At 60.2% G+C, this 16,324-nt stretch carries 11 protein-coding genes; 6 read left to right on the top strand and 5 right to left on the bottom strand.

Annotation, left to right across the window (positions count from 1 at the left end; all coding sequences use genetic code 11):
• Positions 1–132 precede the first annotated feature (132 nt).
• The 3 genes from flgA (at position 133) to JL474_RS03055 (ending at position 1,775) form a co-directional block, all read left to right on the top strand.
• The gene (gene flgA / locus JL474_RS03065) at positions 133–837 is read left to right on the top strand and encodes a flagellar basal body P-ring formation chaperone FlgA (protein ID WP_203140867.1); all 705 of its coding nucleotides are present in this window, start codon (positions 133–135) and stop codon (positions 835–837) included.
• Between the two features lie 133 nt (positions 838–970).
• Positions 971–1,297 (top strand): flagellar biosynthesis anti-sigma factor FlgM, encoded by a 327-nt coding sequence (gene flgM / locus JL474_RS03060; RefSeq protein ID WP_123634801.1) that lies wholly within the window; start codon positions 971–973, stop codon positions 1,295–1,297.
• A gap of 7 nt (positions 1,298–1,304) precedes the next feature.
• The gene (locus JL474_RS03055) at positions 1,305–1,775 is read left to right on the top strand and encodes a flagella synthesis protein FlgN (protein ID WP_203140866.1); all 471 of its coding nucleotides are present in this window, start codon (positions 1,305–1,307) and stop codon (positions 1,773–1,775) included.
• A 104-nt stretch (positions 1,776–1,879) separates the two neighbouring features.
• Here the strand turns inward: JL474_RS03055 and JL474_RS03050 are convergent, their stop codons facing one another.
• Positions 1,880–2,617, bottom strand: coding sequence for a pilus assembly protein PilB (locus JL474_RS03050; protein WP_203140865.1), 738 nt, complete (start codon positions 2,615–2,617; stop codon positions 1,880–1,882).
• Positions 2,618–3,006: 389 nt separating this feature from the next.
• On the opposite strand from JL474_RS03050, the gene JL474_RS03045 reads away from it, so the two are divergent.
• The 3 genes from JL474_RS03045 (at position 3,007) to JL474_RS03035 (ending at position 6,278) form a co-directional block, all read left to right on the top strand.
• Entirely contained in the window at positions 3,007–3,606 is a 600-nt protein-coding gene (locus tag JL474_RS03045; protein ID WP_203141294.1) for a peptidylprolyl isomerase, read from the top strand.
• 17 nt (positions 3,607–3,623) lie between these two features.
• Positions 3,624–5,513: a bifunctional tRNA (5-methylaminomethyl-2-thiouridine)(34)-methyltransferase MnmD/FAD-dependent 5-carboxymethylaminomethyl-2-thiouridine(34) oxidoreductase MnmC gene (gene mnmC, locus JL474_RS03040; protein WP_203140864.1), complete on the top strand. Its 1,890-nt coding sequence runs from the start codon at positions 3,624–3,626 to the stop codon at positions 5,511–5,513.
• Between the two features lie 132 nt (positions 5,514–5,645).
• Positions 5,646–6,278: a CBS domain-containing protein gene (locus JL474_RS03035; protein WP_203140863.1), complete on the top strand. Its 633-nt coding sequence runs from the start codon at positions 5,646–5,648 to the stop codon at positions 6,276–6,278.
• Positions 6,279–6,299: 21 nt separating this feature from the next.
• Here JL474_RS03035 and JL474_RS03030 read toward each other — a convergent pair whose 3' ends face one another.
• The 4 genes from JL474_RS03030 to smc form a co-directional block, all read right to left on the bottom strand.
• On the bottom strand, positions 6,300–9,080 hold the full coding sequence (locus JL474_RS03030; protein ID WP_203140862.1) for a hypothetical protein: 2,781 nt from the start codon (positions 9,078–9,080) through the stop codon (positions 6,300–6,302).
• Positions 9,081–9,371: 291 nt separating this feature from the next.
• Entirely contained in the window at positions 9,372–11,390 is a 2,019-nt protein-coding gene (gene ligA / locus JL474_RS03025; protein ID WP_203140861.1) for an NAD-dependent DNA ligase LigA, read from the bottom strand.
• 75 nt (positions 11,391–11,465) lie between these two features.
• Positions 11,466–12,569 carry a cell division protein ZipA gene (gene zipA, locus JL474_RS03020; RefSeq protein WP_203140860.1) on the bottom strand — a complete coding sequence of 368 codons (1,104 nt, stop codon included), beginning with the start codon at positions 12,567–12,569 and terminating at the stop codon, positions 11,466–11,468.
• A gap of 257 nt (positions 12,570–12,826) precedes the next feature.
• Positions 12,827–16,324, bottom strand: a complete 3,498-nt coding sequence (gene smc / locus JL474_RS03015; RefSeq protein ID WP_203140859.1) for a chromosome segregation protein SMC — start codon at positions 16,322–16,324, stop codon at positions 12,827–12,829.

Below are 16,324 nucleotides of genomic sequence, written 5' to 3'. Positions count from 1 at the left end.
GTTATTGCGACTTTTACCGAAAAGTGTCCGGCATCATCCGCCGGTGACGGAAAGTCGTCAATAGGCCATGGGGCTAGTTGATCGCAATCCTGCCCCTGGATTCAACCGTAAGCATAGGTCATACAGTCCAAAATGCGCATAGTCATTTTCCTCTTGTCCATTGGCATGGTGATCTCGTCACCCCTGAGCGCCGCCGAAAAAACGACGGCGGCCATGATCCGGCAAGCGGCGCAACAGTTTCTCGATCAATACGTCGCGGAACGCAAGGACGCCGGCCAGACGGCCACCTATAGCCTGGGGTCACTGGATTCGCGGCTGAACCTGGCCGCTTGCGAGGATGGGCCGTCCGTCAGTTTCACCAGCGATCCGACAGAAACCACGCAGCCAACCCTGTCCGTATCCTGTGACGGCCAGCGCCCCTGGCGCCTTTACCTCTCTGCGACGCTGGAGATTCGGGGCCCGGGGCTGGTCGCCGCCCGCCCCCTGAGCCGGGGCGAGCGCATTACCGGAGGCATGATTGCGACCCAGCCGATTGTCATCAACTCCGTTCGCCGAGGGGCCATCACGCGGCGTGAGGACCTGGTTGGACTGGAGGTACGGCGCTCCGTGAATTCCGGCACGATTTTCACCCCGGACGTCGTCACCCAGCCCGATGCCGTGTCCCGGGGGGACCATGTTATTATCGTCGCCCGCAGTGGATCGATTGCCGTGCAGTCCCGAGGCAAGGCGCTGGGCGATGGGCGCGTGGGTGAACAGATCATGGTCCAGAACCTGCGTTCCGAGAAGACGTTGCGTGCGCAGGTCACGTCTCCGGGACACGTTGAAGTCCCGATGTAGGCAGGGCGGAAGAGGCTTGCCGATGTCCGGCAATGCCCTGCCGCAAAAATAATTGCCGTATTCGCTAAAGATTCACTAAAGCCGGTCGATACAAACTGTAACCGGTTTAACTCACTTATCCGCAGGTACCGTTATGACAGTTGACTTTAATGGAATTGGCCCCGGCCAGGTCAACTCCAAGACCACCTCCACGAATACCAGCAAGGCCAACACACAAACGCCGTCGACACCGACGCCGACCGAACAGGCTCGCACCCAGGGTTCACGCCCGGATAACGTCAGCCTGAGCAATCAGGCGCGTGATCTGAAGAAACTGGAAGAGCAGATGAGCAGCTATCCGGAAGTGGATGACGATCGCATCGAGCAGATCAAGTCTGCGCTGGCCGATGGCAGCTACAAGGTGGATGCAGAGAAAGTGGCCCAGAAAATGCTTGATATGGATAAAAGCATTTTTGGATGAGTAGATCATGGCCGCCATCGATGATTTGAAAGCATTGCTCCACAAAGACATCCAGCAACTCGAACAGCTGGGCGGATTGCTGGCGTCAGAGAAACAACTGCTCAAGACCTCGGACATGGCAGGCCTCGAAGCCCTGACACGGGAAAAGAACCACCTGCTCAACGAGGTCCGCGAGCGAGCCAAGCGCAAGATCCACGCGCTGGTTGCGATGGGCTTCAATCCCCGGCATGGCCAACCTTCCACCTTCATCCGGGCAGCCGGCGTTGAAGAGCTCACCCAGCTCTGGAACGAAGCCGAGAATCGCCTGAAGGCCTGCCAGCGTCTCAATCAGGTCAATGGCCGCATCATTGGCAATCTGCAACAGCGCCTCGGCCGTCTGACGGAAATCTTCCGGGGCTGTGCCGACCAGGCCAAACTCTACGGCGCCAAAGGGCAATCCACGGCCGTTAGCCACAAAACGGTATTGGCAAGCGCCTGACACGCCAACCTGTCAGCCACCGCATCGTTGACGGGATAAGCCAAGCATTCCGGGAAAGGAAAGACCGGGCTGGACAACAAACTCAGCCCCGGGAACGGCCCTTCTTATGGCCGTGTATAGATCGTCATATGCGATTCTGGCGAGAAGCGAATGTTGTGCAGGCTGACATTCCCCATGGACGGCCCCCGGGTGCCGGACACCCGGATCTCGTTCATTTCCACGCTCTCAATACGCTCCGGCAGCGCCAGCCTCAGACCACCATCGGCCAGAAGTTCCAGCCTCGGCTCATCGTCCCGGTAATGCACGCCGCTGATGGTCAGATCGGAGTCCAGGAAATTCAGCACCGGCACAAACGTGTGCGTGACCAGCTTCAGACCTTCAATCGCATCCGCTTTCTGCTCATCGCCGCGGGCCGCGTCATCCGGCATTTGGCCAACCCGTTCGATCCGCGCCAGCAGATCATCGGTCCCCTGCCCGGCAACACCACTCATCTCGGCATCGGTCAATGGACGGAAACCGCTGCTTTGCAGCATTTCATCGGACGTGATGGCGCCTTCGGCCTTCTCCGGTGTCGCTGATGCCAGCGTGACCACCGGCTGCAGCGGTAACGCCACCATCGCCACGACAGCGGCGGCACGCCGGTAGTGACGCTGCTGGCGCAAGGCCCGGGACAGATCCCGTTCGCTGACCCAACCGGCGGCCACCAGAACCTCACCGAGCAATGCGCCGGATGCACGCTGCTGTTCCAGCGCCTGTTCCAGTTGCGCTTCACTGATGTGACCGCGATTGACGAGGAGTCGCCCAAGTCGGGACTTTTCCTGATAACCCTGAGTGTTCTTCACCTGTTTCCTCCGTGTGGCTCGACGCGCATCAACGATCTGCGAAACCGCTCACGATGCCGGCAAGTCTCAGGCCAGCCTGCCGACTCTCGCGTTCGCTGTATCAGCCCACGCAAAGCATGGATCGGGATTACGCACCTGTACAGAAACTGATCGAATCGATACGTAACGCCCGGTGAGCAAAGCGCGCCTGTTTGTTGTCATTGTTTTTATAACGCCGGGTCGGTAACCCATCACGAGCGTTTCGTGACAATCCGCGAGCATCCTGCAAGCGGCTGATTTCCCTTAACAGCCGTGGAAATCTGATAAACTGCCCGGCACCCTGATCAAAGCATGAGGATCCTGTCTTGACGAGTCTCACCCTCAAAAACAACGTTAAATATCCCTATGGTGTGATCTTCCTTCGAGGATTGATTGCACTGATCCTGGCCACAGGATTGGTCACAGGCGTTCAGGCAGCGAACAGCGATCAGAATTCATTTCCTCAGGTCCGCCTCGATACCACCGAGGGCGTTGTGACCATCCGCCTGCGACCGGACGTGGCGCCGAAGACCGTGGCCAATTTCCTGGAATACGTGAAGGCCGGGTACTACGACGGCACCGTCTTTCATCGGGTCATTCCCAGCTTTATGGTCCAGGGCGGCGGTTTCACGGCCGACCTGAGCCGTAAGACCACCCGTGCTCCGGTACCCAACGAAGCCAGCGAGACGTTCGGTAATGTGCGCGGCTCCGTTGCCATGGCGCGAACCAACGATCCCGACTCGGCCACCTCGCAGTTCTTTATCAACCTGGTCGACAATCACTTTCTCGACAAGGGGGTTCGTGGCGCTGGCTACACCGTCTTCGGCACCGTCACCGACGGGATGGGCGCCGTCGACGCCATCGGCAATGTGCCGACCGAACGGCAGTCCGGCATGGCCGACGTTCCCGAGACGCCGGTCGTGATCCGCTCCGCCACCGTGATCGAGCCTGACCAGGACGCCAAGCCCTGATGTCCGGGGCACCGTCGATGTCAGCCACCCTTCGCCCGCCGGCGATTGAGTCGGCTGATCTGGAATGGCGCGATGGGCAACCGGTCTCCAAGCGCTTTGGCGACGTTTACTTCAGCCGGGAAAATGGCCTGGAGGAAACCCGTTACGTGTTTTTGGGCCATAACCGGCTGGAGGAGCGTTTCCGCGCCCTCTCCGGTGACGCCACGTTCGTCGTTGCCGAGACCGGCTTCGGTACCGGGCTCAATTTCCTCGCATCCTGGCAGGCGTGGCGGGAGGAGGCGCCGGACGACGCGCAGTTCCACTTCGTGTCCGTGGAACGCTTCCCGCTTACCCGGGCCGACCTGCAGCAGGCGTTGGCACTGTGGCCGGAATTGGCGCCGCTGGCGAACGACCTGCTGGCCGAGTATCCACCCCTGGTCACCGGCGTCCATCGCCTGGTGTTTGACGAAGGCCGGGTTCGGCTCACCCTGTATTTCGGGGAGGCGCAGGACGCCTGGCAAGCGCTCACCTTTCAGGCCGACGCCTGGTTTCTCGATGGTTTCGCACCGGCCCTGAACCCGGACCTCTGGGCGGAAAGCCTGATCCGGTCCGTCGCCGACCACAGCCAGCCGGGCACCACCTTTGCCACCTTCACGGCCGTCGGCGCCGTTCGTCGCGCGCTCAAGGCGGAAGGCTTTACTGTGCGCAAGGTGCCCGGATTCGGACGCAAACGGGAGATGCTGGCCGGCGAGCTGACAGATGACGGAAAGCAGACGTCGAAACGCACCAATCCCGAAGGCGCCGATGGCGAAGTCCTGGTGATTGGCGCCGGCATCGCCGCGTCGCTGGTGGCCCGAAACCTGGCCGATCGGGGCCGCACTGTGCGGGTGTTATCAAAAGGCCCAGGCCCGGCGGATGGCGCCTCCGGCAACCCCCAGGCCGCACTTTATGTCAAACTCGGCGTCGATTATGGCCCGGAAACCCAGCTGGCGCTGCATGCCCTGCTGCACGCCCAGCGCACCTACACCCGCTATGCACGGCCATGTGCGCCGGCGTCATTCTGGCATCCCGACGGCCTGCTGCAGCTCGCCACCACCGAACAGGAAAAATCCCGGCAAGCCCGGTTCCTCGATCGCAATGACTTTCCGGAGGCCATCCTGCGCCCGGTCTCCGCGGCCGAAGCCAGTGAGCTGGCCGGCTGTCCGATCACCCACGACGGCCTCTGGTTTCCCTCGAGCGGTTGGTTGGAGCCGGTTAACGTGTGTACCGCCCTGCTTGAGCACCCACGCATCACCTGTGAATTCGGATGCGAGGTCACCGACATAACCGCCCGCGACGGCGTCTGGCACCTCAGTGATCAACGCGGCCGTCAGTGGCAGGCGCGAGACGTGGTGGTCACTGGAGGGCATGAGGTGGGCGATGTGCTGCCCGGGCCCGCCCGGTACCGGTTCCGCGCCATTCGCGGCCAGGTAACGCAGTTGCCGTCGGACCTCCTGAACAACCCCGGCGTGGTCCTCTGCGGCCAAAGCTACATCAACCCTGTTCATCGGGGATATGCGGTGACGGGAGCCACGTTTGACCTGAAAGACAGCGATCCCGGCGTGCGCTCCTCGTCCCACCAGGACAATATCGAAAAGCTGGGGAGCTGGCTGCCCAACATCTGGCGCCAAGGCGCGCCTCCGTCGGTCGACGCCCTGACCGGGCGCACCAGTTTCCGCTGCACGACGCACGACTATCAGCCCGTGGTCGGTTCTGTCGACGCCGAGCAGGATGGCCTGTACGTGCTGACCGGACTCGGTAGCAAGGGCTTCGCGTTTGCCCCGCTATTGGCGGAATGGCTGGTGGACCGGATCACCGGTCAACCGATGTGTCTACCCGAGTCGCTGAGCGCCCGGCTGTCTCTGGAGCGCTGCCTGTCGCCCGAATGAAAAATCCCCGCCATCCGGCAAGTTGCGCATTGTTACGATAAAGTAATTCACATTTGCAACGATCGGCCGATAACCTGTTAGAGGGCCCGGTGTGATTAAATAGGGTCTACCAGCAGTTTGCGAGGATGGCCAATGCCCATATTTGTCACCGAGCCGGGAAGGCCCCAGCCCACCCGGCTGCCCGAGGCTGCCCGGGGACAGTCCATCGGGGTGGTCGATGAACTCAACGAGAGTCAGCCGACCCACGAAAGCCGCAACGAACCGGTCGATCCCACCCGGAGCCGTCAGCAAGAGGCGGCCGTCAAGCGAGCCATTTCCGAATACGGCGAACAGGCCCAGTCTGACTCGGACGGGCCCGGCGGCTACCTGCCGGTCTCCCGCATGGCCTCCGACACCCTTTTCTCACTGCCTGCCGGCGCCACGTTGGCCGATGGCCTCCAGGAAATGCGGCGCCACGACGTGCACCACTTGGTGATCACATCAGAAGACGCGGTGGCCGGCCTGGTCGACGACCGGTGGATTCTCAACTGGCTGCATCAGCACCATGACGATGAGCGCCTGGTCCGCTTTGCGAGCATTGAGTTGCCCTCATTCCTGACGGCCACTCCCGAAACCGATGCCCATCAGCTGGCGCGCCTGATGCTTGCCCATCAGCTCAGCGCGGCGCTGGTCATCGGCCCACAGAGTCTCCCGCTAGCCATCGTGACCAATACGGACTTCCTGCGCCTGTATGCGGAAAACAGCGTTCAGGAGGGGGAGGTATAATATTCCCCAGATCGATACTAGCTAGCGATTAGTTAACAGCTGTCCGTCACCGTTGATCAGCTGTATTTGATAGATCCTATTACCAGATTCTTCATTGGAGAACAAAACCGCCAGTTTTTCATCCTTGTAGGGAGCAATCTTCAACACTCGCTCCTTGCTCCCTATAGCCGAAGGGAGCTGTCTGCGAAATTCCTCCTTCAATTTGCCCAGAGTGTAGGTAACCGTTTCATCCGGGTTATCTTCATCTTCTTCCTCGTTCTCAAACTCTTCCCGCCCAACTCGGGCTAGAGTAATGCCGGGTGTGCCCCCCTCAACAAACGAGCCATCGGTAAACCCGCCAATGATGGCATCACCGTCAAAGGGAGCTATCATCGTAAAACTGTCATTCGAAGCATCTTCTGAATCATTGAGCGTAATTGCAGCATCAAACTTACCCGAGACGTCGTAAGACAAAACGTAACCTTTTTTCGAGCTTCCGGAATCGTTCGCTTCTAGTATATTGTTATCTCCATAGAAGGCATCGCTGTTGTAACCGAAGTTTCCGTCTCCAAGCATCCATACTCTGGAATCCACTATAGTCGCTGCATTCAGACTATCGTCAGAATCTGTACCCGTTTGAACAATCGTTGCTGAGGAATTTGCCCCTCCAGTGTAGTTAGAAATAAATAGGTCCCGCCCTCCAATCGGCGTCTCTGATCCTATCTGCCCCAAAGTTGTGCCAGCGAGATAAGCCGTTGAGCTCATGACGCCGAGTCCTGCAAGACTGTCATCGGATGATGAACCCTGCTGACTGGTCCAGGCTACAACTGGAGACTCCACCGATTCATTGGTTTCAGTATCAATACGCTGGACGTAGACATCGAGCCCCCCGCCCTGCGTTTGGCCGGTCCAGCGCCCCGTCGTCTGACCGGCGATAAACACCCGGTTACTGGAGTTAATGCCAACGTAGAGCGGAATATCATTCCCACTGGTACCAAACTGTCCGCGCCAGCGCTCGACGTAATCTTCATCACCAGCATCACGTCTGAAGAGATACACAGCCTCATCAATACCGCCTTTATTGCTGCCACCATCGATAGAACCATCAGTTGCGAAAGTAAGCGCCAGGGCATTTCTTACCCGCGATTCCGCGCCAGCCTCGACCGTCGTTCTAATGAAAGCGAGCTTGGGTTCCGGTCGGCTATCGCTGTTTGCTGGAACCGAAAAGGCTTGAACTGGGCTCCCTCCAAACCGATTAAAAATGGAAATACCAACATCGTATTTTCCCGAACTGGAATCCTTAAATGAACTGGCCACAAATATTCGGCCACTATCCCCCACAACAATATCGCTGGGCACAACACCCACGGATTCATCTCCGACCGTGAGAGCGTCCTTCATTTTGTTGAACCAGACTTTCAGATTGCCTTCAATGGCTGCGTAATTGATTCGTCCATCCTGATAGTCCGAATCCACACCGACACTGATATATTCGTCGTCGTTATCGGGACCATCGCCAGCCGGATCTTCCGAGGCCGGTGGCGCCGATGAATCGTCAACAGCATGCACAAAGAATTCGACGGTATTGACGCCCGCACCGAAATTCAGCTCATTTATCAAACTAAAATGGGGCGGCTCAGCGCCATCAGACACGAGAAACTCGTAATCTGGGTCGGTGGCCGTTGCTTTATCCGTATCATTTGTGAGTCGCACCTTATACGACGCTTTCGGGGACGCCTCCTTTCGATCCAACACCGCCAAAACGCGCTGGGCACTCCCTTCTGTTACCGCCGTCGCACTTTGCCCCGTAACACTCTGAAAGGTGACGGCAGGCTGGTTATCAACGATAGACAATGGCTCTTTAACCTCGTCATCACTACCTAGCGCTACCAGTCCCTGACGAACTTCTGTCAAAGCAAGCTCAAAACGCTCAGTCGGTTCGGCGAACCTGTCATCGACCACTTCAAGGCGAATGAAACATTCTGTCTTGCCACGATCAATCGTCAGAACACCCGAGGTCTCGTCAATGACGTCGACATAGCCAGGTTGCGGCAGACGTTCTTTCCCGTCGCTATTATTCATATTACCTGCCAGGACGACGTCTTTGCTCAACTGAGCTTCTTCTCGGTTGCGCAATGAAAACTCGCATTCCTGCCCAGAACTTGCTCCGCCATCACAGTTGGAGGGATCAAAGTTCGAACGTAACTCGAATGCTATCTTGGTGGTTTGCACAGAGGGTTGTGCTAGCTGGACGCGGACAATGACAGGGTACGTATTCAACGTCTCGGTCTTAGTTCCCTTAACGGAACCGTCTACGTTAAATGTGTCGTAAGTGATCTGATGAAGACCATTGCCCTCCATGGGAGGCATGGCACAAGTCTCATCGTCGCCCGCCCCGTCTACATCTTCCGAACGCGCACCTTCGGTGAAAGGCTCAGAAGACATTGTCACCATATTCTGCTTCACTTCGATATCAAACGGTTGGACGCCGACCCGGGAACCATCGGTTGCGGTCAGGTTGATATCGTTGGTGGTCCCCAGGTCCGCTTCTCCACGGTTGCCGCCGGTTACCCCCGGCACGCCGCGGATGATGATGCCCTCGCGTGCCTTGTTGCTGGTGTCTTCCATGGCCAGCCAGGGCGGTGCGTTGGTCAGCGAGTAATCGAGGATGGCATCGCCGCCATAGGCGCCGAAGTTGTAGTAATACTCCACGCCCAGATAAGCCGTTTTCGCGGGCGTGCCCAAAACCGTGGGATTGTCGGGGGATTTTTCGGTCTTACAGCCCGCCAGCGCCATGATGGCGGGGATCAGGACGATGCCCACCGCTGACCATCGGGAGCGTCTTGATGTTGTATTCGTTACGGATCGCGGGGTTTGGGGAAGTTCGGACCGCAAGATCGTGCTGGCTCGCATGCAGAAATCCATTTACCGACGTTGTTGTTGTCTTTGCGCGACAACGGCCATACCCGAACGGGTTACAGGCCGTTACACACCAACGTCATGGTAATGAAAATGCGATCCGCGCAATCTGCACGAGTTCTCAGAATGGAGGGGTCCAGGAGGCCACAACCTCGAATCCACGGATTTCGTGACCTCGAGGAGGTTTCACTCGCCTTACCCTTCCTGCTCCTTCAGGAAAGCAATGAAGGCAGCTTCGTCCATGACCGGAACACCCAGGGATTCCGCCTTGGTCAGCTTGGATCCCGCCGCCTCACCGAAGACCACCTGGCTGGTTTTCTTGGACACACTCCCGGACACCTTGGCACCCAACGCCTCCAGTCGCTCCTTGGCGTCTTCCCGGGTCATCTCCGAGAGAGTACCGGTCAGGACGAAGGTCTGTCCTTTCAGGGGTTTCGGAGAAGCTGACGGCTCCAGCGTCTGCCACTGCACGCCGGCCGCTTTCAGGGCCTCCAGAATTTCCTGGTTATGCGGCTGCTCGAAAAACAGACGAATGTGACCGGCCACTACCGGGCCCACGTCCGGCACGTCCTGCAAGGCCTCTTCATCGGCTTCCATGATCGGTGGCAAATCGCCAAAGTGGGACGCCAGCCCCTTGGCCGTGGCCTCGCCGACTTCACGGATACCCAGGGCGTAGATAAACCGCCACAGTTCCGGGTGCTTGGACTCGGCGATGGCGTTGACGAGGTTGCTCGCCGACTTTTCACCCATACGGTCAAGGGTCTTGAGGTCGTCGACCGTCAGCGAATAGAGATCGGCGACGGTCTTCACCATGCCCCGCTCCACCAGGATATCGATCCACTTCTCGCCCAACCCTTCGATGTCCAGGGCCCGGCGCGAACCATAGTGGCGAATGGCTTCGCGCTGCTGGGCGCCACAGTAGAGACCGCCGGTACAGCGGGCAACCACCTCGCCCTCTAGCTGAACCACTTCGGACCCGCACACGGGACAATGCTCGGGCCGCTTCACCGCTTCCGCGTTGGCGGGGCGTTTCTCGGCCACCACCTTGACCACTTGCGGTATCACATCGCCGGCCCGGCGGATAAACACGGTGTCGCCCACATGCAGATCCAGACGCTCGATTTCGTCCATGTTGTGCAGGGTGGCGTTGCTCACCGTGACGCCCCCGACAAAAACCGGCTTGAGCCGAGCGACCGGGGTCACCGCACCGGTACGCCCGACCTGGAATTCCACCGCCTCAACGACAGTCATTTCTTCCTGCGCCGGAAACTTGTGGGCAATGGCCCAGCGCGGCGCCCGGGAGACGAAGCCCAGCTCCCGTTGCAGGGCGAGATCGTTCACCTTGAAGACAATGCCGTCGATCTCGTAGGCCAGATCGTTGCGGCGCGCCATAAGGTCTTCGTACGCCTCCTGACACGCCTTGACGCCGACTGCCTTGCGCATCTCAGGATTGATACGGAAACCCCACTCTTTCAGCTTCTGCATGCCGTCCCAGTGGTTGTCGGGCAGCAGGCTTTCATCCTCGACGGCGACGCTGTAGGTGCAGAGTTCCAGCGGACGGCGCGCCGTCACCCGGGCATCCTTCTGACGCAGGCTGCCAGCGGCGGCATTGCGGGGATTGACGAAGGTTTTCTCACCGCGATCGGCCAGGTCCCGGTTCAGCTTCTCGAAGCCGGCCTTGGGCATGTAGACCTCGCCGCGCACTTCCAGCTCAGCCGGATAACCTTCCCCGCGCAACCTGAGAGGCACTGACGGAATCGTCCGGATATTGGCCGTGATGTCCTCACCGGTGTAGCCGTCACCCCGGGTCGCCGCTCGATCCAGGACGCCATCCTGGTAATGCAGGCTCACCGCCAGACCGTCCAGCTTGGGCTCAGCCACATACTCCACGGGCTCTTCCCGCTGCAGGCGATCCCGCACCCGGCGATCGAAATCGGTCATTTCCTCGGCACTGAACGCGTTATCCAGCGACAACATGGGGACCCGATGGGTCACTTCGGCAAAGGTGTTCGACGGCATGGCGCCGACACGCTGGGTGGGCGAATCCGCCGTTACGAGTTCGGGATGCTCGGCTTCGAGCTGCTGGAGTTCGCGCATCAGGCGGTCGTAGGTGGCATCGGGAACGGCCGGCTCGTCCAGAACGTAGTAACGGTAGTTGTGATCGTTAATCTGTTCCCGCAACTGCTCGATGCGCTGGGTCGCCTTGTCTGCCATGTGTCTCCGCCTGTTACAAAAATGCCCGGTGAAAACCGGGCATTATGACATACTCTTTCGTGCTCGACGTCGGTGTCATCCCACCCGCTGGGAGCGGCGCTTGCGCTCAAACTCGCGGATGCGTTGTCGACAGTGCTCGATGGTCTGCGGCGTCATCACGCTGCGACGTTCGTCCTTGAGCTCCCCGCCCAGGTTGTGCACGACGCACTGGGCCGTTTCCACCATGAACTCGAACGCCTTCAGGGAGTCCGACGGTCCCGGCATGCTCATGAAGAAGCTGATGCCCGGGGTTTCCATGCCGTCCAGATCCTGGTCGCGGAAGGTGCCGGGCTCAACCGCATTGGCCACGCTGAACTGGACCGGGCTGCGGGTGTCGCTCTCTTCGTGACGGTGGTAGATCTCCATATCACCGAACTCCAGACCGCACCCTTCGAATAACTTGCGCAATGCCGTGCCATCGAACGCCTTCTGTTGGCGGGCCAGCACGTTGATGACGATCACTTCCTGGGCATCCGGGCGGTTGGCGCCGGCCAGGGGCGCCCCATCGTCCCGTTGAGTTGGACGGGTTGCCGGTTCGACCGCCACCTCATCCTCGACGTCGGGCGCTTCCTCCACTTCAATGTGTCGTGCGACAGGAGGCTCCGGCTCTGGCTCGGGTTCCGCCTCAGGCTCAAACCCGGGTTGTTGATCTCGCTCCGGCTCCGGTTCGGCGGTATCCCAGCTGTCCCCTTCCCAGGCTTCCTCAAAACGTTCCTGGGACTCATCGAACGCACTCATGTGCTCGATGGGCTCCTCCAGCTCTTCCGCCCGCTCGCGGCCCATATCGGACGGCTGCCAGGACGACGGCGCCTCAGACTCTTCTTCAGAGGTTCGATTCGGTTGGTCGGCTACGACCGGACGGGTCGGCTTTTGCGGCGGCGACGCGAAGCGGGATTTCCCCGATCTGCGGACATAGCCCCGTTCTTCCAGCGTCTCCCGGGTGATCGGACGGGAACCGCCATTCGGCAGCTCCGGATTGAATTCTTCATCGATGGGGGACGATTCGATGTCGTCGGCGCCCATGCCTGAGGAGATCGCGGCCGCTTCCTGGCGGGCACGACGCATGCGACGTACTCCGTCGATCACGATCCCCAGGATGATCAGGGCCCCAATGGCAATTAACCATTCACGCAGAGACATAAAATGCAGTCCTGTTCTTTCTTCTTAATCCGTCTGGTTGCGTCACGTCTTTCCGGGAATACGGGTTACAGGGATTACAGGTGTGCAAACAGTGTCCTATCGTGCCCTGCCGGCGCTCTCGGCTCCCGAATACTCTAAGCAATGACCGTCAGGAATACAACGCGCCGCCCGGCCACATGGCCGGATTGTCATCATAGGCGGCATAATTTTGACAATCTGGCCCTTTCACCTTCGCCCGGATACCGACAACGCGGCGATCAGGCTTCCGCCAGAGCGGCTGCCTCTTCCACATCCACCGAGACGAGACGCGAACAACCCGGCTCGTGCATGGTGACCCCCATCAACTGGTCGGCCATTTCCATAGCGATCTTGTTGTGGGTGATGTAGATGAACTGCACCTGCGAGGCCATCTCCTTCACCATATTGGCATACCGGCCCACGTTGGCGTCGTCCAGCGGCGCGTCCACCTCGTCCAGCATACAGAACGGCGCCGGGTTGAGCTGGAAGATCGAGAACACCAGCGCGATCGCCGTCAGGGCCTTCTCGCCACCCGACAGCAGGTGGATGGTGCTGTTCTTCTTGCCCGGCGGTCGGGCCATGATGGCGACGCCGGTTTCCAACAGGTCCTCGCCGGTCAGCTCCAGGTAGGCACTGCCGCCGCCAAAGACCTTCGGGAACAGGGCCTGCAGGCCGCCGTTGACCTTGTCGAAGGTTTCCTTGAAGCGCTGACGGGTTTCTCGGTCGATCTTGCGGATGGCAGACTCCAGGGTCTCCAGCGCCTCGACGAGGTCGGTGTGCTGGGTGTCCAGATAGGTCTTGCGCTCACTCTGGACCTGGTATTCGTCGATGGCCGCCAGGTTGATGGCGCCCAACCGCTGGATCCGGTTGCCGATTTTCTCCAGTTCTTCGGCCCAGGCTTTCTCCGTGGCATCCTCCGGCAGGGTCTCGATCACTTCCGCCAGTCGGACGTTGAGTTCCTGCAACTGCTCCACGTGGTTGCCGGCGCGAATCTCGAGGGCCTGGGACTCCATCTTGACCTTTTCCAGGCTGGCGCGGACGTCCTGGATCCGGTGTTCGACGCGGCTGCGGTTCTGTTCCAGCTCCCGCACTTCACGGTCGATCTCTTCCAGCGCATCCCGTGCGCCACCCAGCTTTTCTTCTTCGGCCAATCGGCGGTCCAGCAAACCTTCCAGCTGCAGAGACAGGTCTTCGATCGGTTCCTCGGCGACCTCCCGATTCTCACGCAGCACCATGATGCGCTCTTCCAGCCGCTCCTTCTGCAGCTGCATGCGGTCCAGGGTCTGCTTGAGGCCGTCGTGCTGACTCTGCAGGGACTGGATCTGCAATTCCACCTGGTGCGCATGATCCCGGTCGTGGCGGGCCTGATGGCGCATGCCGTCCAGTTTCTCGCGCAATGAATCCCGGCGACTGAGCAGGGATTCCTTTTCGTTGGCGTGATCTTCGGTGGCGTTCAGCGCGTCCTGCCAGACGGCCCGGATTTCCTCGAGCTTGCCAAGCTCTTCTTCCTGCTGTTCGCGCACGTCGGCGGTATCGTCGTCGATACGTACGAGACGGGATTCAATCTGCTCGGCCCGAGCCTCAAGGCCGCTCAGCTTCGAGGCCACATCGCTCAGTTCCCGGTCCGCGCCGGAAAGCTGCTGCTGGGCGTCGTCACGACGCAGCTCGGCATCTTGGGTCCGCTCCTTGAGCTCGGCCAGACGTTCGCTGGCTTCATCCCACCGGGCGGTCAGTTCTTCCACTTCGGCTGTGAGGGTATCGACCTTTTCCTGGCGGGCGATCACACCCACCTGCCCCTCAGCGGACTCCGGAGTCTTGAGCCAGTGGCGGCCCAGCCAGACACCGTCGCGGGTTACAATGGATTCGTGCGGGGCGAGGCGATCGCGCAGCGCCAACGCGTCATCCAGTGTCTCGGCTGCATGGATCGTATCCAGGAATCCACCGAGACCACCCGCGTTGTTCACTTCCGCCGACAAACGGCCGGCGCTGCCGCCCACGGTCTGATCGGTCGCGGCCATCAGCGATAGCCCACGGGGCGCCTCTCCCAGGGTGTCGCGGAGAAAATCGACGGAATCGACGCAAACGCTCTGGGTAAAGCTGCCCAGCACCTGTTCCACGGCGAACGCCCAATCGCCGGAGGCCTTGATCTGCTGGGCATAACGCGGCTTCTCACTCAACTGCTGGGTGTGGAGCCAGTCCTGGAGCGCATCGTCATTGCTGCCCAATTGTTCGGCCAGCAGAGCCTCCTGTGAGGTCAGGTTGGCCTTGGCAGTCTGGAGCTGCTCGCGCAGCTCATTGCTGGCGCTTTCAGCATCCAGTTGCTGGTCGCGGGCGTCCTGGAGTTCGGCGTTGGCCGATTCGATCTGCTCTTGCGCCTCTTCACGCCGCATCTGCAGGATCTCCCGCTGTTCGCGGAGGCTGTCCAGCTCGTCCCGCTGGATCTGCCCTTCCAGCAGCTGGCGCTCATCCAGCAGACGTTGCAGCCGGGTTTTCAGGCTTTCTATGGCGTCCTCGGTCGAACGGATGCGGGACTGGGCCAGCTCCGCCCGCTGGCGCGCTTCGGCGGACCGGCTGCTGAAGCCTTCCCATTCCTGCTGCCAGTCGCTCATGGCCTGCTCGGCCGCGTGCAGGGATTCCGCCGATGTTTCGGACTTGGCGGCGAGTTCTTCCCGTTCGGGCTCCAGCATGGCCAGCTCTTCCGCCGCGCTGTTCAGTTTTTCTTCATCAGCGCCCAGCTCCTCGGCCAGTTCCCGCTGGTTGGCCAGGGCCTGGTCGAGCTCGGTCGCCATCTGGCGGGAGCGTTCGCGCTGGTGTTCAAGGCTCTGCTCGATCCGGGCAATGTCCGCGCCGGCCTCGTAGTAGCGGGCCTGGGCGCGATTAAAATGTTCGGTGCGGTCCTGATGGTCTTCCCGCAGGCCTTCCAGGCGGGTTTCCAGACTGACGCGTTCGGTCAGCAGTCGCTCCAGTTCCAACTCGGTTTCGCGGATCTTTTCCCGGGCGGTTTGCAGGTCGGCATCGAGGGCCTGCCAGCGCAACACGGTCAGCTCGGCCTTTTTCTGTCGCTCTTCCTGCTTCAGGGCCTTGTAGCGCTCCGCCGCCTGGGCCTGTCGCTGCAGGTGCTGGAGTTGACGATCCAGCTCGTCCCGCAAGTCGGTGAGGCGTTCCAGGTTTTCGGTGGTGCGACGGATGCGGTTCTCGGTTTCCCGGCGGCGTTCCTTGTATTTGGAAATACCCGCCGCTTCCTCGATGTAAACCCGCAGTTCTTCAGGCTTCGCTTCAATCAGGCGGGAAATCATGCCCTGCTCGATGATGGCGTAGCTGCGTGGCCCCAGACCGGTGCCCAGGAACAGGTCGGTAATGTCGCGCCGGCGGCACTTGGTGCCGTTGAGGAAATACTCGGACTGTCCTTCCCGGGTCACCCGGCGTTTGACGGAAATTTCGGTAAACGCCGCGTGCTGCCCCGGCGCGGAGCCGTCGGAATTGTCGAAGACCAGTTCGATGGACGCCTGCCCGACCGGCTTGCGGGCACTGGAGCCATTGAAGATGACGTCGGTCATGGACTCACCGCGCAGGTACTTGGCGGAGCTTTCCCCCATGACCCAACGGACGGCGTCGATGATGTTGGACTTGCCACAGCCGTTCGGTCCCACCACCGCGGTCATGTTCGATGGAAACGGCACCGTGGTGGGGTCCACGAAGGATTTGAAACCGGCGAGTTTGATCGATTTTAGACGCAT

This window comes from Marinobacter mangrovi, from assembly GCF_016798325.1.
GTDB classification, from domain to species: Bacteria; Pseudomonadota; Gammaproteobacteria; order Pseudomonadales; family Oleiphilaceae; genus Marinobacter_A; species Marinobacter_A mangrovi.
This window is presented reverse-complemented; position numbering and strand designations above follow the sequence as displayed.

What these genes read in the sequence shown, in the direction of transcription:
- flgA (WP_203140867.1), top strand. Translation starts at nt 133, where the DNA reads ATGCGCATAGTCATTTTCCTCTTGTCCATTGGCATGGTGATCTCGTCA.
- flgM (WP_123634801.1), top strand. Translation starts at nt 971, where the DNA reads ATGACAGTTGACTTTAATGGAATTGGCCCCGGCCAGGTCAACTCCAAG.
- JL474_RS03055 (WP_203140866.1), top strand. Translation starts at nt 1,305, where the DNA reads ATGGCCGCCATCGATGATTTGAAAGCATTGCTCCACAAAGACATCCAG.
- mnmC (WP_203140864.1), top strand. Translation starts at nt 3,624, where the DNA reads ATGTCAGCCACCCTTCGCCCGCCGGCGATTGAGTCGGCTGATCTGGAA.
- JL474_RS03035 (WP_203140863.1), top strand. Translation starts at nt 5,646, where the DNA reads ATGCCCATATTTGTCACCGAGCCGGGAAGGCCCCAGCCCACCCGGCTG.
- ligA (WP_203140861.1), bottom strand. Translation starts at nt 11,390, where the DNA reads ATGGCAGACAAGGCGACCCAGCGCATCGAGCAGTTGCGGGAACAGATT.
- zipA (WP_203140860.1), bottom strand. Translation starts at nt 12,569, where the DNA reads ATGTCTCTGCGTGAATGGTTAATTGCCATTGGGGCCCTGATCATCCTG.
- smc (WP_203140859.1), bottom strand. Translation starts at nt 16,324, where the DNA reads ATGCGTCTAAAATCGATCAAACTCGCCGGTTTCAAATCCTTCGTGGAC.